A 15,429-nucleotide genomic window follows, 5' to 3' on the forward strand; every position below is an offset into this window, starting at 1 on the left:
TGAAAAGAACGTTCAAATTTCATGAATCTACGACAGATGATACTATTTTACAAGACGTTGCCATCTGCTTTCCGAAATATTGCCCGCCATCTGCTCCGCCTATGACCGCACGTGAAATCGCCCTCCGCGTCCTCGTCGAACTCGACGGAATGAAGAAATCCGACGAGCTGCTCAACCGGATGCTCGAAACCTCCCACCTCGAACGCAGCGACCGGGCGCTGGCAAAAGAGCTGGTGGCCGGAACCCTGAAGTACCGGCGGCAGTGCGATTACGTCATCGAGCGATTCTATCGCCACGACTACGCCAAAGCCGCCGAAGTGCTGAAAAACATCCTGCGCCTCGGCGTCTATCAGCTTCTGCGCCTCGACCGTGTGCCAAAATCGGCGGCGGTCAACGAATCGGTCAAGCTGGCCCGCAAGTTCAAGGGCGACCATCTGGCGAAGCTGGTCAACGGTCTGTTGCGCAACATCTCGAAAGCGACCATCGATCTCGACGCATGGACGGCTGATATGCCGGAGGCACAGCGCCTCTCGATTCTCTACTCCTTCCCGGAGTGGCTCGCCGCCCGCTGGCTCGCGCGCTACGGCCCCGACGCAACGCTCGCGATGCTCGCGCACGGCAACCTGCCGCCAGCCACCGGCTACCGGATCAACCGGCTCAAGGCCGATCCCGAAACGCTGCTGGCGAGGCCTGAACTTTCGGACGCAAAACGAGTTGCGGACGCGGAAGGACTCGACCGATTCTTCTTCTCGAAGTCGTTCGACAGGATGGAACCGCTGCTCAAGGAGGGCCTCGTCAGTGTGCAGAATCCGGCGCAGGGGTTCGCCTGCCTCTTGGCCGCGCCGCAGCCGGGCGGCGCCGTGCTGGACATGTGCGCCGCGCCGGGCGGCAAGGCGACCTTCATGGCCGAGCTGATGGAGAACCGGGGCCGCGTCATCGCGCTCGACCGCACCCCGGCCAAAGTCGCGCGCATCGCCTCGAACGCCGAGGCGCTCGGCATCACTATCATCGAGCCGCGCGAAGGCGACGCGCTCACCTTCGATCCGGAGTGCGCGGTGGACACCCTCCTGCTCGACGCCCCCTGCACCGGCACGGGCGTTCTCGGTCGCCGCGCCGAACTGCGCTGGCGCACGACGCCCGAAAAGCTCCGGGAACTTGCGGGTCTCCAGAAAGCGATGCTCGACCGCGCCGCCTCGCTGCTCCGGCCCGGCGGCGTGCTCATCTACGCGACCTGCTCGGTCGAACCGGAGGAGAACGAGCAACAGGCCGAAGCGTTTCTGCAACGCCATCCCGATTTTGTGACGGAAGCGTCGCGGCTCACCCTGCCGGGATCGAGCGAGGGATTCGACGGCGGCTACGCCGCGCGGTTCCGCAAACTGGAGGCGTGAGGATGGCCGAACCCGATGCGCCGTGGCGCGACGCGCTCGAAACCTTCCTGAACTACCTGACCCTCGAACGCAACTTTTCTGCCAACACGCGGGCCTCGTACCTGAACGATCTTGGCCGCTACCTCGCCTGGCTGCACGAGGGCGGCGTCAAGCCAGGCGAGGCCGCGCCGGGCGACATCCGCAAATTCATACAGGAGCTGCACGACATTGGCCTCGAAGCAAGTTCGGTGGCCCGGAACATTTCGGCGATCCGCTCGTTCCACAAGTTCCTGCTCACCGAGCGGCTCGCGGCGATGAACCCCGCCGAGAACATCCACCAGCCAAAACTGGCCCGCTACCTGCCCGCCGTGCTGACCGTCGAAGAGATGACGCTGCTGCTCGACGCCCCGCTCAGGCGTCACCCGACCGGTAAATTCATGCTGCGCGACAAGGCGATGCTCGAATTTTTCTACGCCACGGGAGTCCGCGTCAGCGAGCTGATCGACCTCAGCCGGCTGAATCTGCACATGGATGACGGCTTCGTGCGGGTCTTCGGCAAAGGCTCGAAAGAGCGACTCGTCCCTATCGGCCAGACGGCCATTTCGTGGATGAAACGCTACCTCGACGAGCTGCGCCCCGCCATGACGAGCGCGGCGTCGTACGACACGATCTTCCTGAACTCGCGCGGTGGCAAGCTCTCGCGAATGGGTACGTGGAACATCGTGCGGCAGTACGCCATCATCGCGGGCATCGAAAAACCGATCAGCCCGCACACCTTCCGCCACTCCTTCGCCACCCACCTGCTCGAAGGCGGCGCTGACCTGCGCGTCGTGCAGGAGATGCTCGGCCACAGCTCCATCATCGCCACCCAAATCTACACCCACATCGACCGCTCGTTCATAAAAGAGGTGCACCGGAGCTTTCACCCGAGAGGGTAGCTGCTGGTGGACGTTGTGGACTTGGTGGACAGGAAAGCGCGGGTGATCTTCTCTTTCAATTCATAATTCAGCATTCATAATTCATAATTCGCCTTACCCTTTCATCACCCCCACCGGCACCAGCCTTGCGACTTTCCTCGCGATGCCTGCCGACACCACCGACGACCGCACGAAGCTCATGGGCGCGCTGAAAGACGCGGGTATTCCCTCGGCGATCTACTACCCGATTCCGCTGCACCTCCAGAAAGCCTACGAAAATCTCGGCTACAAACCGGGCGACTTCCCGGTTTCGGAAGAGTTCAGCGCAAGGGTTTTCGCCCTGCCGATGCATCCGTACTTGAAGGAAGAGGAGATCGATCAGATTTGCGGGGTGATTACGAGGGCGTGAGAAATTGCCGGGAGCGCTCGACGGTGTAGTAACCGAAGCTGTCGGCGCTTCCGGTTTCGCCAATGCTTTGTTGGAAAAGAATAGCTATGCAATGTAATGTTTTCAGATACCTCCTTTAAGTTTCGTTATTTTGTTCTGAGGGCGTATTGTTTTTCTCGTATCTATTTTTCAGCCACCATCCGATAGCAGTTACAAGAACAGCCCCAATACCTCCAATAAACCATTGCCACCTTTCCCAATAAGTATTTATTAGCCAAATTGGTGTCACTTCAACATTGATATACCTGGTTAAAGTAGGTAGCATATCTATAGGGCCTCCAAGCGCGACAGGCAATTCACACCACACATTGAGGTATAACGGCAAACTTTCACCAGCATGTTTTGCCTGTATATGCCATCCCCAACGAGTATCACCAGATGGTTGTGTTGATTTTAATCCATCAAACTCTTTCCCCTCGACTGGCGTAATCTCAAAATCTTCACCTGTCAATTTTACACGCATTTTGGAACTCAACTTCGTCGTATCTGCTTCTATTCTTTGTGTTTTTGCAGGGTCTTGGCTTATGATTTTTTCGAGCTTCTTAGCCAGTATTTTTGGATTTTCAACAGGGTTCAATACAAAATAAATTGTGAATGGAGTGTCAACTTTTACACTTGAAGGGATATTAAGCGAATAAGATGCGGTTTTAAGTCTTAAACGATATTGTTCTCGTTTTGCAGTTGTAGTCGAATCAATGTCGTATTGGCAGTAGGATTTTTTATATTTATATCCGTCGCCCGACTTCTCTTTTTTACATTTACACTTGTCAGCCGACTTATTATTGCTGAAAAAAATACTGGTATCATTGCTGCCATATTTGCCAGCTATAATTCCAGTTATAAAAATAATAGCTAAACCAATGAGCCAGATATGATAATTTTTTATTTCCGACTTCATAAAGGTAGCAATTAAGGGTTTGCCATAATAAAATCAGTTATAATAGCTGTCAAAGCCTCTCAAGCCAAACGCCCGGCTCACGATGCTGATGAAAGAACGACACCACGAGCAACTCGTCATCACTCGGTAGATAGATAAGCGAATAAGGAAACTTGCGAAGGAGTACACGGCGAAACTCTGCTTCGATACGTCCATACCCCAAAGGAGTCCGAAGTGCGGAGGCGACTGCAGCATCGGCAGCTCGGGCAAACTCAAAGCCAAGGCCTTGGGCTTTTGATTCATACCATGCCTGAGCCTCCAGAAGCTCTTTTTCCGCCTCTGGTCGAACAACAATTCTCATCACGACTTCCCTGAAAACAATCGCGATCTGACCTGTTCCCACGGAACGGCTGTTGAAGGATCAGCGCGATGTTCGGCGACGCGACGATGCAGTTCATCCTTTTGCGCCTGTGACAGTTCAATCGTCTCAGATGCCTCAGCGGCAATGCTGTCCCAAATGTCTTCGACAAGCTGAATCCGCTCGGACACGGAAAGCTTCAAATATTCTGTACTGATGGCAGGTGTTGACATGGTGCTCCTCTCAATCAAAGTCAATCTTCATAAAAACAGTGCGCTTGGCTTGGCTTTCTTATTCTACTAAAGTAGGAATAATCTGATGATCGTTCCTGTCAAAACCTCACAGATGTAGCCAAAAATCTCAATCTTCCTAATCACACCGACATCGCCTGGGTGACGCCATCGTGTTCACGGGCCATGACGGTCAGCGGCACCCGCGCTGAGCGTTCTGGTTTACGGCGTTTTTCTGGGATCGAGTCTAAGCTGGATGCATCTCTTCGCTCAGCATGACAAGGCATTTATTCCTTCTGCCTCTCTCAGAAAATTGAGAAGCGCTTGCCTTACGACACAAAAACGCCCGGCAGGCCTCAGGATAACAGCTATCCCTCAGCCTACCGGGCTTTTCCCCACTAAACCTCACCCAATATCGAACCGATCAAGGTTCATGACCTTGTTCCATGCGGCGACAAAGTCGTGCACGAACTTCTCCTGCGCGTCATCGCTTCCGTAAACTTCTGCGACGGCGCGTAGCCTTGCGTTTGAGCCGAAGATGAGATCGACGCGGGTGGCCGTCCATTTCGCTTCGCCGGTTTTGCGGTCGTGGCCCTCGAAGGTGTCGTGCTCTCTGGAGAGCGGCTTCCACTCCGTGCCCATGTCGAGCAGGTTCACGAAGAAGTCGTTGTTGAGCGTTTCCGGTCGTTTGGTGAAGACGCCGTGTTGCGACTGGCCGTAGTTCACGTTCAGCACGCGCAGGCCGCCGATGAGCACGGTCATTTCCGGGGCAGTGAGAGTGAGCAGTTGCGCGCGGTCAACCAGCATCTCCTCCGCCGATACGCTATATTTTTGTTTGGCGTAGTTGCGGAATCCGTCGGCTCTCGGTTCGAGTACGGCGAACGACTCCGCGTCGGTTTGCTCCTGCGTGGCGTCCGTGCGGCCCGGCGTGAAGGGGACGGCGACCTCGCTGCCTGCGCGTCTTGCGGCCTCTTCAATTCCGGCGCATCCGGCGAGCACGATCAGGTCGGCGAACGACACCCGCTTTCCGTCCGTCCGCTCGCCATTGAACGCGGCGCGGATTTCCTCAAGCTTGCCCAGCACCCGTTGCAGTTGCTCCGGCTGGTTGACCTCCCACTCCCTCTGCGGGGTGAGCCGGATGCGAGCGCCGTTCGCGCCGCCGCGCTTGTCGGAGCCTCGGAAGGTCGAGGCCGAGGCCCAGGCGGTCGAGACCAGCTCCGGGATCGACAGGCCGGAGGCGAGCAGCCGCTTCTTGAGTTCCGCGATCTCCTCGTCGCCGACCAATTCGTGATCGACCGGCGGCACCGGGTCTTGCCAGATCAGGTCTTCATCCGGCACTTCAGCGCCGAGGTAGCGCGAGCGCGGCCCCATGTCGCGGTGCGTCAGCTTGAACCACGCCCGTGCGAAAGCGTCGGCGAACTGGTCGGGATGCTCGTAGAAGCGCTTCGAGATCGGCCCGTAGAGCGGATCCATGCGCATCGCCAGGTCGGCGGTGGTCATCATGGTGGGCACGCGCTTCGATGGATCGTGCGCCGCCGGAGCCAAATCCTCCTCGGCCACATCTTTCGGCTGCCACTGCCAGGCTCCAGCGGGGCTTTTGGTCAGCTCCCACTCGTACCGGTAGAGCATTCCGAGGTAGCCCATGTCCCAGTGAATCGGGTCGGGCGTCCACGCGCCTTCCAGTCCGCTCGTCATCGTTTCGTCCCCCTTGCCGCTGCCGTAGCCGCTCTTCCAGCCGAGACCCTGCTCCTCGATAGGCGCGGCTTCCGGCTCCGGGCCGAGCAGCGCCGGATCGCCGACGCCGTGGCATTTGCCGAAGGTGTGCCCACCCGCGACCAGCGCCACGGTCTCCTCGTCGTTCATCGCCATGCGGGCGAAGGTTTCGCGGATGTCCCTGCCCGCCAGAACCGGATCGGGGTTGCCATCCGGCCCTTCGGGATTGACGTAGATCAGCCCCATCTGCACGGCGGCCAGCGGGTTTTCGAGATCGCGCTCGCCGGTGTAGCGATTGTTGCCGAGCCACTCGACCTCCTTGCCCCAGTAAATATCCTCCTCCGGCTCCCAGATGTCCTCGCGTCCACCGCCGAAACCGAAGGTCTTGAAACCCATCGACTCCAGCGCGCAGTTGCCCGCCAGAATCATGAGGTCAGCCCAGGAGAGTTTCTTGCCATACTTCTGCTTGATTGGCCAGAGCAGCCGGCGCGCCTTGTCGAGGTTCGCGTTGTCGGGCCAACTGTTGAGCGGCGCGAAGCGCTGGTTGCCCGTGCCGCCGCCGCCGCGCCCGTCGCTGATGCGGTAGGTGCCCGCGCTGTGCCACGCCATGCGGATGAAGAGGCCGCCGTAGTGGCCGTAATCGGCGGGCCACCACTCCTGCGAATCGGTCATCAGCGCGTGGAGGTCGCGCTTGACGGCTGCCAGGTCGAGCGTTTTGAAGGCTTCAGCGTAATCGAACTCCTCGTCGAGCGGATTGCTCAGCGAGGAGTGCTGATGCAGCATGTCGAGATCGAGCTGGTTCGGCCACCAGTCGCGGATCGACCGCCCGCCGCCCGTGGCCGGATGAGCGGCTGTTCGGCCCGTAACCGGGCATTTACTCTGTTCGCTCATGATGTTTCTCCTGTTTTCTTGATGGGAACGTTCAGTTACTCCTTTTTATAAGTCTTATTCGCTCGCATTGGTTCTTGACGTGAAACGGCGCGCCTTTTCGTCATAACTGCAAATCGGAACGATTACTAATAAGAGATTAAAAAAATATCCCCATATTCCCAGAGGATTTCAGCTTTTTGTCCGGCAATCGGAGCAGATTCCGAAAAAGTCGATGCGGTGTGACTCGATATCGAAGTCTGCCGATGTGCCGATGGTATCGTTGATTTCCGGAAAGAAGCACTCCTCGAAATCGATGATCTTGCCGCATTTGTTGCAGATCAGGTGGTAGTGCGGCTTCGTTTTGGCCTCGAACCGGTCGAAGGTGCTGCCCGCGTCGATTTTACGTACCAGCCCCTGCTCAATCAGGATGGCGAGGTTTCGATAGACCGTGCCGAGGCTCAGGCTGGGAAACTCCGCTTTCAGCCGGTCGTAGAGCCACGCCGCCGTCGGATGGCTTTCGGTGGAGCGAAGGATCGCCAGAAGCCGCTCTCTCTGGCGGCTGTGCCGATACGGTTTGACGGAGCGTTGCTGGATCATTGCCGGATAATTTTGCATTTCAAGAGGGACGGACGCGAGACCCGCCCCTGCACGTCATTCAGGACGGGCACAAGACCCGTCCCTACAGGTCACCCATCCTTTGCCTCCCGCGCCCGCAGCCACATGCCGCCCGCCATCACCAGCAAATTCACCGCGCCGACGATGATGAAGGGGGCTTTGGGACTCATGCCGTCGAAGAGGCGGCCTCCGGTGGTGGTGATGAAGAGGATGCCGATGGCTCCGCTGATGTTGAATGCGCCGATCACCGAACCGCGCGCCTCCTTCGGGGCTTCCTGGCCGATGAGCGATTGCGAGCCGAGGAAAGCGCTGATCTGGCCAATGCCGAGCAAGACGAAGAAGATGAGCGAGTACGTTTCGAGCGGGTTGCCGATCATCGCCAGCGAGAGGTAGCCGATGGCCGCCAGCCCCATGCAGAAGGTGAGCGCCGTGACGCGGTTCCAGCGGTCGATGAAAATGCCGATGACCGGCGCCCAGAGGAGCGCGGCGGCCTGCGAGACGATGAAGATGAAAGTGCCCTTCTTGACCGCCTCGGCTGGCTCCATGCCCATGGCGATGCCGGTGGTCATGCCCCAGAGCGGCACGAAGGTGCCGATGATCGACTGGTCGCCGCGAGCCACGAAGGCCGCCGCGTAGGAGAGCAGAATTCGCGGATTGCGGGCGTGGCGGAAGCCGCTGGTGAGCAGCTCTTTCAACGGTAGCCGCTCCTCGTGGCGCACCGGCGTGCCGCCCTTGAGGCCGAAAAAGAGCACAATGGCCGCGAGCACCGCCGTGCCCGCGATGGCCGCGTGCGCCCAGAATCCGGCCTCCGTGCCGCTGAATCCTCTCGCCACGAGCGTCTTGGGCAGACCGCCGAAAAACTGGTTCAGGATGACGATGCCGAGGCCGTTGAGGAATCCCACGATGGCGATGAGCTTGCCCCGCGACCGCTCCTTCGGGTAATCGACCAGCACCGTCGCCAGGCCGCTGGTGACGGCCACCACGCCGACCGCGTAGATCATGCGGGCGATGGTGAGCTGGAACACGTCGGTCACGAGCGGGTAAACGAGGTAGGCGATGGCCAGCACGAGAAAGCCCGTGGCATAGACCGGCTTTCTGCCGATGCGATCCATGATCGCCCCGGCCGGGCCGAAGAGCAGGAGCGTGACGATCTCCGTCCAGAAGACCAGGTCGCCGCTGAGGGTGCCCTGCTCCGACACCGGAATGTGCAGATGCTCGTTCATGATGTAGGCCTGGCCAATCGACACGAACGTGACCATACCGATCGAAAAGAACGACGCGAAAAGGAAGCTCCACGCATGGCGGGGCAGTACCGACGGAGCCAGTTCGATGGGGCCTAATTTGGCGTTGGAGGAGGAGTTATCGGTCATCGGGATAGATGTGCGGTGGATAGGGTTGAATAAGGTGTTGTTGTATAAATGAAATTATTGCGCTTTGGTTCCAAAGGGTTGCGGTGTTTTGGGTTCTCTGGGAGCGCCGAGCGCCTGCTCGGCATCTTTTGGCCTCCGAAGAATCCGATGCTCATTCGCTGGTGTCCAATAACTTACGTTTTTCCTCATCCGTCAACCCATTCAGCTCGTTGCAATTTCCGGCTTGAAGGCGTTTGCGCAGGATGGGTTTCAGGCCAATACGGGATGATGTAGAATTGTAAGACTCAGCATTGGTTATTTGTTGAATGATTCCGCGAGCGATGTCTGGAGATTTACAGGCAAGGTCGGCAAGATAGGTGTGCAGCTGCGCGGTGTACTCTGGTTCAACGAGTCGATTCGTGCACTTGATCGGCGAATTTTCCGAGATGAGGCAGGAGTCAAGAGTCGGGGCAGGGAGTCCAGGTTGGGTAGCTTTTTTCAAACGTTCCAGAGCGGCATCCTTTGTTTTTTTATCCATGTAGATCGCCTGTAACTCGTTGCGTCGCTCTTCATATACTGAATCCGGCATAGGGGAGAAAACGATACCTCTTGCATCGACAAGGGCTGTTTCTGTCTCGCCAAATGAAGCGCCGTACATGTCAGACTCACGTAGATCAGCGCCCTGAAGCTGAGCACGTTCGAGATCAGCGCCCTGAAGCTGAGCACCTCCGAGATAAGCGCCCTGAAGTTGAGCACGTTCGAGATCAGCGCCCTGAAGCTCAGCACTTCTGAGATCAGCGCCCTGAAGCTGAGCCATTCCGAGATCAGCGCCCTGAAGTGCAGCAATTTCGAGATCAGCGCCCTGAAGCTGAGCACGTCCGAGATCAGCGCCCTGAAGCTCAGCACCTACGAGATGAGCGCCCTGAAGCTGAGCGCCTCTGAGATGAGCGCCCTGAAGCTGAGCACTTTCGAGATAAGCACCCTGGAACTGAGCCATTCCGAGATCAGCGCCCTGAAGCTGAGTGCTGGTGAGATTAGCACCTTTAAGATCAGCCCCCCTTAAATCAGCCCGAACAAGAATACACCCAGAAAGGTCAGCATGTCGTAACTTCCTGCCTTTTAGATTGAGTGGCTCGATCTGCCGAATACCTTTTTCCCACTCATCAGAACGAATCAGCGCAAGCGTTTCCGGTTGTGGCTGTTTGGCGAACAACACTTGTTCTCGAAGTTCCAGCGTTCGCTTGCCCTTCAAAAAAAAGTAGCAAAACGGCGTTTGGCGGTCATGTGAGCCTTGCATGGTTGTGATGCTGCGTTCGAGTATTTCTCCATCCACCAGCATGGCAAGCGTCAGAGGCAAGCCCAGGAAGAGCGAGAGCAGCAAGGCAAGGCTGCCGCGAGGTGCGTCGGGTTGCCGGAAAAGCAGGATAGCGTACAGTACGATCAAGGTTACGGACGCAACAACGCCTGTTCTGATCACGAGATAGGGAGCGAGCGAGGAGATCAGGAAGAAACAGGTTCCAGTACCGAGCAGTGCAAGCAGCAGGCTGCCGGGTCGCGCAAGCAGCTTCGATTTGCGCAGAAAAAGTGCTGTAATGGCGGAAAGGGGAATCAGGAGCATTCCCGTCAGTGGTGGTAATATCTCGACGATTTTGTCGGTGAATGGCGTTGGTTTCTCAACATCGAAAGTCGTTCCAAACAAAAACAGTATCAGCCCGCTCGCAAAAAGCCCGACCGGTATCCAGTCTCTTTTCCTCGGCAGGTGAGCGCGGTAGAGGTCGCGATAGTAGTTGCCCAGTGAGCCGGAGGGGTTGATGATGAGTGGCCAGAAGTAGGCGACCGACAACATGTCCATCCAGATGGCGATGCGTTGCATCCACGTCAACAGCTCTTCCTGATAGGCGAGAAACACCATCTGGAGCACGAGCAGGGTAACGAGCGGCAGCATGATGACGGTGATTGAAACGATCAGCGCCACGAATGGCTGCACGCGGGGGCCGGGTCTGCCGGCGATGTAGTAGGTGAAGGGGAAGATGTGCAGCCGGTCGCGCAGGCCGCCAATTTCGCCGTCCTCCGGCGCTGCCGCTGCATCGAAGGCGTGGAGCTTGCGGGAGAGCAACTGAAGCTGGAGCCGCAGGTTGAAATGCACCAGCGTCAGGATGAACGGCGCGAAGACGTAAAAACCGACTATCGGCACCTCGACATTTACCAACGGCAACTGCACCCCCTTGCCGATCAACAGGTCGAGGTCGGTGGTGCCGAACACGATCACCAGCACATACACGCAGGTCGCCATGAACCCGGCGTGCAAAACCGCAAGCCGCTCCGAGGATTTATTGGCCACCTCCAGCAGCATCTGTGCCTCGGGTATTTGTTCGTTCATGCCGTGCGTTGGTCAGGTGGTTTCGTGTGTGTCGCGATTCGTTGAAATGCCCCTGCAAGGCAATGTAATGCTCAATGATGTCAGCGATGCCGATTTCGATTTGGATTGTGAGTCGTCAGAATGCCTCACCCCCCGCACACCCGCAGGCGGCCGTCCTGCATGTGGAGGCAGCGGTCGGCGGTGGCGGCGAACTCTTCGTTGTGGGTGACGATGACGAACGAGGTCTGGCGTTCTTTGCTGAGCGTGGCCATCAGTTCGTAGAGCATCCGGCTGTTGCGGCTGTCGAGGTTGCCGCTCGGCTCGTCGGCGAGCACGAGCTTCGGCTCGTTCATCAGCGCGCGGGCGATGGCGACGCGCTGCTGTTCGCCGCCCGACAGCTCCGAGGGGAGGTGGTCGAGCCGCGCCTTGAGGCCGAGCTTTTCCAGCAGCACGGCGGCTCGCTCCTTGGCGGGCTTGAGCTTGCCGGTGCCGATGAACTCCGCCATCGCGACATTTTCGAGCGCCGTAAAATCCGAGAGCAGGTGGTGGAACTGAAAGACGAAGCCGATCTTGCGGTTCCGGAAAGCGGCCAGCTCCTTTTTCGACAGCATACAGCGGCTTCCCTCAAAGATCGGCGAGCCGTCGAAGCGCAATTCGCCCTCGTCGGGCGCGTCGAGCGTGCCGAGCAGGTTGAGCAGCGTGGTCTTGCCGCTGCCTGACGCGCCGATGACGGTCACCATTTCACCAGGCCCCACCGAGAGGTCGATGCCGTCGAGAATGCGCAGCGGCGGCTGGCCGGGCAGGGCGTAGGATTTGACGAGCTTGCGTGCTTCGAGCATCAGGCGGGCCTCACCTGCCCCTGGCCTTCGATCAGCCATTTGTAGGTGCACAGCTCCCGGAGCGCCATCGGGCCGCGCGCGTGCAGCTTTTGCGTGCTGATGCCGATCTCCGCGCCGAGGCCGAACTGCGCCCCGTCGGTAAAGGCGGTCGAGGTGTTGGCATAGACCGCCGCCGCATCGACCCGCTTCATGAAGGCGTCGATCTGCGCCTGGTCGGAGGCGATGATCGCTTCGCTGTGCTTCGAGCTGTGGCGGGCGATGTGGTCGAGCGCCTCCTCGAAGCTTGCGACGGTTTTGATCGACATCTTCAGCGACAAGTACTCCGTGCCGAAATTCTCCGGCGTGGCGAGCTGCAACAGCTCGTCCGGATAGCGGTTCAGCAGTTTGTAATACGACGCTTCGTCGGCGTAAAGCTGCACCATCTTCTCTTCGAGCAGCTCCACCAGCACCGGCAGGTCGTCGATGCGGCTTTCGTGCACGATGAGCGTGTCAAGCGCGTTGCAGACGCTCGGGCGGCGCGTCTTGGCGTTGAAGACGATGTCGCGGCCTATCGCCAGGTCGCCGCTCTCGTCGAAGTAAGTGTGCACAATGCCCGCGCCGGTTTCGATCACCGGCACCGTGGAGTGCTTGCGGGCGAAGTCGATCAACTGCTGGCTGCCGCGCGGAATGATGACGTCGATGTAGCCCACCGCGTTGAGCAGGATGTGCGCCGCCTCTCGCTCGGCGGGCAGGAGGTAGATCATCTCCGGATCGAGGCCGCGGTCTCGGATCACGGTCTGGATCAGCTCGACGATGGCGATGTTCGAGAACGCCGCGTCGCTGCCGCCTTTGAGCACGGTGGCGTTGCCCGATTTCAGGCAGAGCGCGAAGACGTCGAAGGTGACGTTCGGGCGCGATTCATAAATAATGCCGATGACGCCGAGCGGCACCGAGACCTTCTTCAGCTCCAGCCCGTTGGGCAGCGTGCGCTCTTCGAGCACCCGGTCGAGCGGCGAGGGGAGCGCGGCCACGTTGCGCAGGTCGGAGGCGATCGAGTCGAGACGCGCCTCGTTCAACAGCAGCCGGTCGTAGCGCGGATCGGCGGCGTCCATCCGTTCGAGATCCTTGCGGTTGGCTTTGAGGATCGATTCGGCGGCGGCGGGAATGCGGTCGGCCAGATCGACGAGCAGGGCGTTGATGGTCTGTTCGTCGAGCGTGACGATCTTGCGGCTGGCGTTCTGGACGGCCTGAAAGTGCTGGACGATAGCTTCGTGTTCGGTCATGGACGCTGGCTCCTTGAAAGGGATTTGTCGGAATTCTGAAGTGCAGGAAAGATAGCGATTCTTCGGCAACCCGCGCAATTGTCTGCCAGCAGGAATGGAGCTGCATCTCTTTCATTGATTACCTTTACGCTAACCGGGTTTGCCCGGCTTTCGCGGGAGTTCGCTAAACAGAGTATCTGAAAAGGAGGCGTGATGACGGCCAACAATTTCAACTGCCCGGAAGCGGAACGCGACCGGATGCTGCTGACGCAGCTTGCGCCGAACTTTCTCGATCCGAAACACGAATGGCAACGGATTTTCGCCGAGCTGTGGGGCGCCTTTCTGCTGGTGCTTGTGGCGGCTGGCGGCCCGGTCGCGGTTGCCGGTTCCGGGAATCATTCGGGCGATGCGCTCTTGCCGGTTGCCCCGGGCCTCATGGTGATGGCCATCATCTACTTCATGGGTACGGTCAGCGGCGCGCATCTCAATCCCGCCGTGACGATCGCCTTCGCCATCCGCCGCAACTTTCCCTGGATTCGCGTACCCGGTTACATCATTGCCCAGATCACTGGAGGCTGGCTGGCGGCGCTCTTTCTCGGCTTCATGTTCGGCGACGGAGCTGTCGCGGCAGGCATGACGCTGCCGGGCCACGGGATCACGCCGCCGAAAGCGCTCGCCATGGAGGCCGTGCTGACCGCCGCGCTGGTGAACACGATTCTCGGCACCTCGTCGGGCGCGCGGAACATCGGCACCAACGGCGCCATTGCCGTCGGCGGCTACATCGCGCTGGCGGGAATGTGGGCCGGGCCGGTCAGCGGAGCCTCGATGAATCCCGTGCGCTCCCTCGCTCCCGCGCTGGTGTGCGGCGACACCGCGCTTGCCTGGATTTACGTCGCCGGGCCGCTCTCGGGAGCGCTGATCGGTGTCGTCTTCGAATGGATTCTCAAAGGCCCGCCCACCACCTCCGGCGCGATCGCCGCCCAGGGCACGCTCGACATAGATGATAATGGCGACAACAGCGAGTAGCCGTTTGGCAATCCGCATTTCCTCAATTATCAACCCCTGAACCATGGCGCACGAATTCGACGGAAAAAAGTACGAGCAGGCCTCGGCTCACCAGAAGGAGTGGGGCGCGAAGGTGATCGCGGAACTCGATCTCCGGGGCAACGAAAGCGTGCTCGATCTCGGCTGCGGCGACGGCGCGCTGACCCGCATGATCGCCGACCAGCTTCCGGCGGGCCGCGTGCCTGGCATCGACGCTTCGCGGGGCATGATCGAGGCCACCACGCCGAAGGCGAAGCCGGGGCTGGAGTTCCGGGTGATGGACATCGACGATCTCGATTTCGACGATGAGTTCGACGTTATCTTCTCGAACGCCACGCTGCACTGGGTGAAGGATCACCGCCGCCTTTTGCGCAACGTCCGGCGCGCATTGCGGCCCGGCGGGCGGGTGCGCTTCGACTTCGCGGGCGACGGCAACTGCATCAATTTCTTCGCGACGATCCGGGAAGCGATGGCGCTCGACCCCTTCGCGGAGGCGTTCGACGGCTTCGAGTGGCCGTGGTACATGCCCTCCGTCGCCGATTACACGGCGCTCGCCGAAGAGAGCGGCTTGCGCAACGTCAGGGTCTGAGGCGGCAACGCCGACCGCTACTTCCCCGACAAGGAGGCGATGATCCGCTGGATCGATCAGCCGAGCATCGTGCCGCTGCTGCCCTGCCTGCCTGAAAGCCAGCGCGGCTCATTCCGCGACTCCGTCGCCCGTCGCATGGTCGAGCGCACCCTTCAGCCAAGCGGAACCTGCTTCGAAACCTTCCGTCGCATCAACCTTTCGGCGGAGCGGTGAACAGTCATCGCGAAAAAGCGTCATGATCCAGATGTCGGAATCAACACTGAAATCGCGATGCGAAACAGGTTTCAGAAGAGGTTTTTGATATGAAATGAATGATATAAAAAAAATAGAATAGTTCGTTTGATTTTACGTTTTGATGCTTTTTTTATATCGCAATTCGTTTTGCTGCATATATTTTCTATATTTGATCGGAGTGCTATTTTTATTGCTTATCGTATTAAAAGAGTTATTTTTTACCCTTCAAAACTGAAAAGGGATAAGCGGTGTCATTTCATTTTGCGCGATTGTTATAGCCATCTAAATAAAGGATCCTCGAAGCAGAGCTTCGAGGTATTTAGAAGAGTTGGAGCTGCTGTGAATGCAACTTTTTATACTCAATTTCTCGACCTTGACT

At 58.6% G+C, this 15,429-nt stretch carries 14 protein-coding genes and 1 pseudogene; 6 read left to right on the plus strand and 9 right to left on the minus strand.

Going from position 1 to position 15,429, the window contains the following annotated elements:
• Nucleotides 1-101: 101 nt before the first annotated feature.
• The 3 genes and pseudogenes from rsmB to EST62_RS02645 all read left to right on the plus strand — a co-directional run.
• A complete protein-coding gene (rsmB, locus tag EST62_RS02635) occupies nt 102-1,388 on the plus strand; it encodes a 16S rRNA (cytosine(967)-C(5))-methyltransferase RsmB (protein WP_129050555.1) in 1,287 nt (428 codons plus the stop codon).
• A gap of 2 nt (nt 1,389-1,390) precedes the next feature.
• Nucleotides 1,391-2,305, plus strand: coding sequence for a site-specific tyrosine recombinase XerD (xerD, locus tag EST62_RS02640; RefSeq protein WP_129050556.1), 915 nt, complete (start codon nt 1,391-1,393; stop codon nt 2,303-2,305).
• A gap of 148 nt (nt 2,306-2,453) precedes the next feature.
• A pseudogene (locus EST62_RS02645) lies at nt 2,454-2,693 on the plus strand (DegT/DnrJ/EryC1/StrS family aminotransferase); the annotation flags it as partial.
• Nucleotides 2,694-2,808: 115 nt separating this feature from the next.
• Here EST62_RS02645 and EST62_RS02650 read toward each other — a convergent pair.
• From EST62_RS02650 to EST62_RS02690, 9 genes are all read right to left on the minus strand, one after another.
• Nucleotides 2,809-3,630: a hypothetical protein gene (locus EST62_RS02650; protein ID WP_129050557.1), complete on the minus strand. Its 822-nt coding sequence runs from the start codon at nt 3,628-3,630 to the stop codon at nt 2,809-2,811.
• A gap of 49 nt (nt 3,631-3,679) precedes the next feature.
• Nucleotides 3,680-4,012, minus strand: a complete 333-nt coding sequence (locus EST62_RS02655) for a hypothetical protein (protein WP_245153421.1) — start codon at nt 4,010-4,012, stop codon at nt 3,680-3,682.
• Nucleotides 3,970-4,200: an addiction module protein gene (locus EST62_RS02660; protein ID WP_167599135.1), complete on the minus strand. Its 231-nt coding sequence runs from the start codon at nt 4,198-4,200 to the stop codon at nt 3,970-3,972. The genes EST62_RS02655 and EST62_RS02660 overlap by 43 nt, the downstream gene beginning before the upstream one ends.
• Nucleotides 4,201-4,602: 402 nt before the next feature.
• Nucleotides 4,603-6,801 carry a catalase/peroxidase HPI gene (katG, locus tag EST62_RS02665; RefSeq protein WP_129050559.1) on the minus strand — a complete coding sequence of 733 codons (2,199 nt, stop codon included), beginning with the start codon at nt 6,799-6,801 and terminating at the stop codon, nt 4,603-4,605.
• 168 nt (nt 6,802-6,969) lie between these two features.
• Nucleotides 6,970-7,377 (minus strand): Fur family transcriptional regulator, encoded by a 408-nt coding sequence (locus EST62_RS02670; RefSeq protein WP_129050560.1) that lies wholly within the window; start codon nt 7,375-7,377, stop codon nt 6,970-6,972.
• 89 nt (nt 7,378-7,466) lie between these two features.
• Nucleotides 7,467-8,765, minus strand: coding sequence for an MFS transporter (locus EST62_RS02675; protein ID WP_129050561.1), 1,299 nt, complete (start codon nt 8,763-8,765; stop codon nt 7,467-7,469).
• A gap of 151 nt (nt 8,766-8,916) precedes the next feature.
• Nucleotides 8,917-11,124 carry a pentapeptide repeat-containing protein gene (locus tag EST62_RS02680; protein WP_129050562.1) on the minus strand — a complete coding sequence of 736 codons (2,208 nt, stop codon included), beginning with the start codon at nt 11,122-11,124 and terminating at the stop codon, nt 8,917-8,919.
• A 125-nt stretch (nt 11,125-11,249) separates the two neighbouring features.
• Nucleotides 11,250-11,942: an ABC transporter ATP-binding protein gene (locus EST62_RS02685; RefSeq protein ID WP_167599136.1), complete on the minus strand. Its 693-nt coding sequence runs from the start codon at nt 11,940-11,942 to the stop codon at nt 11,250-11,252.
• Nucleotides 11,942-13,204: a glutamate-5-semialdehyde dehydrogenase gene (locus tag EST62_RS02690; RefSeq protein WP_129050564.1), complete on the minus strand. Its 1,263-nt coding sequence runs from the start codon at nt 13,202-13,204 to the stop codon at nt 11,942-11,944. The genes EST62_RS02685 and EST62_RS02690 overlap by 1 nt, the downstream gene beginning before the upstream one ends.
• 192 nt (nt 13,205-13,396) lie before the next feature.
• Here EST62_RS02690 and EST62_RS02695 point away from each other — a divergent pair, with 192 nt between their 5' ends.
• Genes EST62_RS02695 through EST62_RS13725 form a run of 3 tightly spaced genes read left to right on the plus strand, consistent with a single transcriptional unit; the run spans nt 13,397 to nt 15,029 of the window.
• Nucleotides 13,397-14,209 (plus strand): MIP/aquaporin family protein, encoded by an 813-nt coding sequence (locus EST62_RS02695; protein ID WP_245153422.1) that lies wholly within the window; start codon nt 13,397-13,399, stop codon nt 14,207-14,209.
• A gap of 43 nt (nt 14,210-14,252) precedes the next feature.
• Nucleotides 14,253-14,816, plus strand: coding sequence for a trans-aconitate 2-methyltransferase (locus tag EST62_RS02700; RefSeq protein WP_245153423.1), 564 nt, complete (start codon nt 14,253-14,255; stop codon nt 14,814-14,816).
• 39 nt (nt 14,817-14,855) lie between these two features.
• A complete protein-coding gene (locus EST62_RS13725) occupies nt 14,856-15,029 on the plus strand; it encodes a hypothetical protein (RefSeq protein WP_245153424.1) in 174 nt (57 codons plus the stop codon).
• Nucleotides 15,030-15,429: the final 400 nt, after the last annotated feature.

The organism is Chlorobaculum sp. 24CR (assembly GCF_004118635.1).
In the GTDB taxonomy this organism is placed as follows: Bacteria; Bacteroidota; Chlorobiia; order Chlorobiales; family Chlorobiaceae; genus Chlorobaculum.

Bases quoted from the DNA above. Each gene is read 5' to 3' on its own strand.
- rsmB (WP_129050555.1), top strand. From the start codon at position 102: ATGACCGCACGTGAAATCGCCCTCCGCGTCCTCGTCGAACTCGACGGA.
- EST62_RS02695 (WP_245153422.1), top strand. From the start codon at position 13,397: ATGACGGCCAACAATTTCAACTGCCCGGAAGCGGAACGCGACCGGATG.
- EST62_RS02660 (WP_167599135.1), bottom strand. From the start codon at position 4,200: ATGTCAACACCTGCCATCAGTACAGAATATTTGAAGCTTTCCGTGTCC.
- EST62_RS13725 (WP_245153424.1), top strand. From the start codon at position 14,856: ATGATCCGCTGGATCGATCAGCCGAGCATCGTGCCGCTGCTGCCCTGC.
- EST62_RS02690 (WP_129050564.1), bottom strand. From the start codon at position 13,204: ATGACCGAACACGAAGCTATCGTCCAGCACTTTCAGGCCGTCCAGAAC.
- EST62_RS02675 (WP_129050561.1), bottom strand. From the start codon at position 8,765: ATGACCGATAACTCCTCCTCCAACGCCAAATTAGGCCCCATCGAACTG.
- katG (WP_129050559.1), bottom strand. From the start codon at position 6,801: ATGAGCGAACAGAGTAAATGCCCGGTTACGGGCCGAACAGCCGCTCAT.
- xerD (WP_129050556.1), top strand. From the start codon at position 1,391: ATGGCCGAACCCGATGCGCCGTGGCGCGACGCGCTCGAAACCTTCCTG.
- EST62_RS02685 (WP_167599136.1), bottom strand. From the start codon at position 11,942: ATGCTCGAAGCACGCAAGCTCGTCAAATCCTACGCCCTGCCCGGCCAG.
- EST62_RS02680 (WP_129050562.1), bottom strand. From the start codon at position 11,124: ATGAACGAACAAATACCCGAGGCACAGATGCTGCTGGAGGTGGCCAAT.
- EST62_RS02700 (WP_245153423.1), top strand. From the start codon at position 14,253: ATGGCGCACGAATTCGACGGAAAAAAGTACGAGCAGGCCTCGGCTCAC.
- EST62_RS02650 (WP_129050557.1), bottom strand. From the start codon at position 3,630: ATGAAGTCGGAAATAAAAAATTATCATATCTGGCTCATTGGTTTAGCT.
- EST62_RS02670 (WP_129050560.1), bottom strand. From the start codon at position 7,377: ATGATCCAGCAACGCTCCGTCAAACCGTATCGGCACAGCCGCCAGAGA.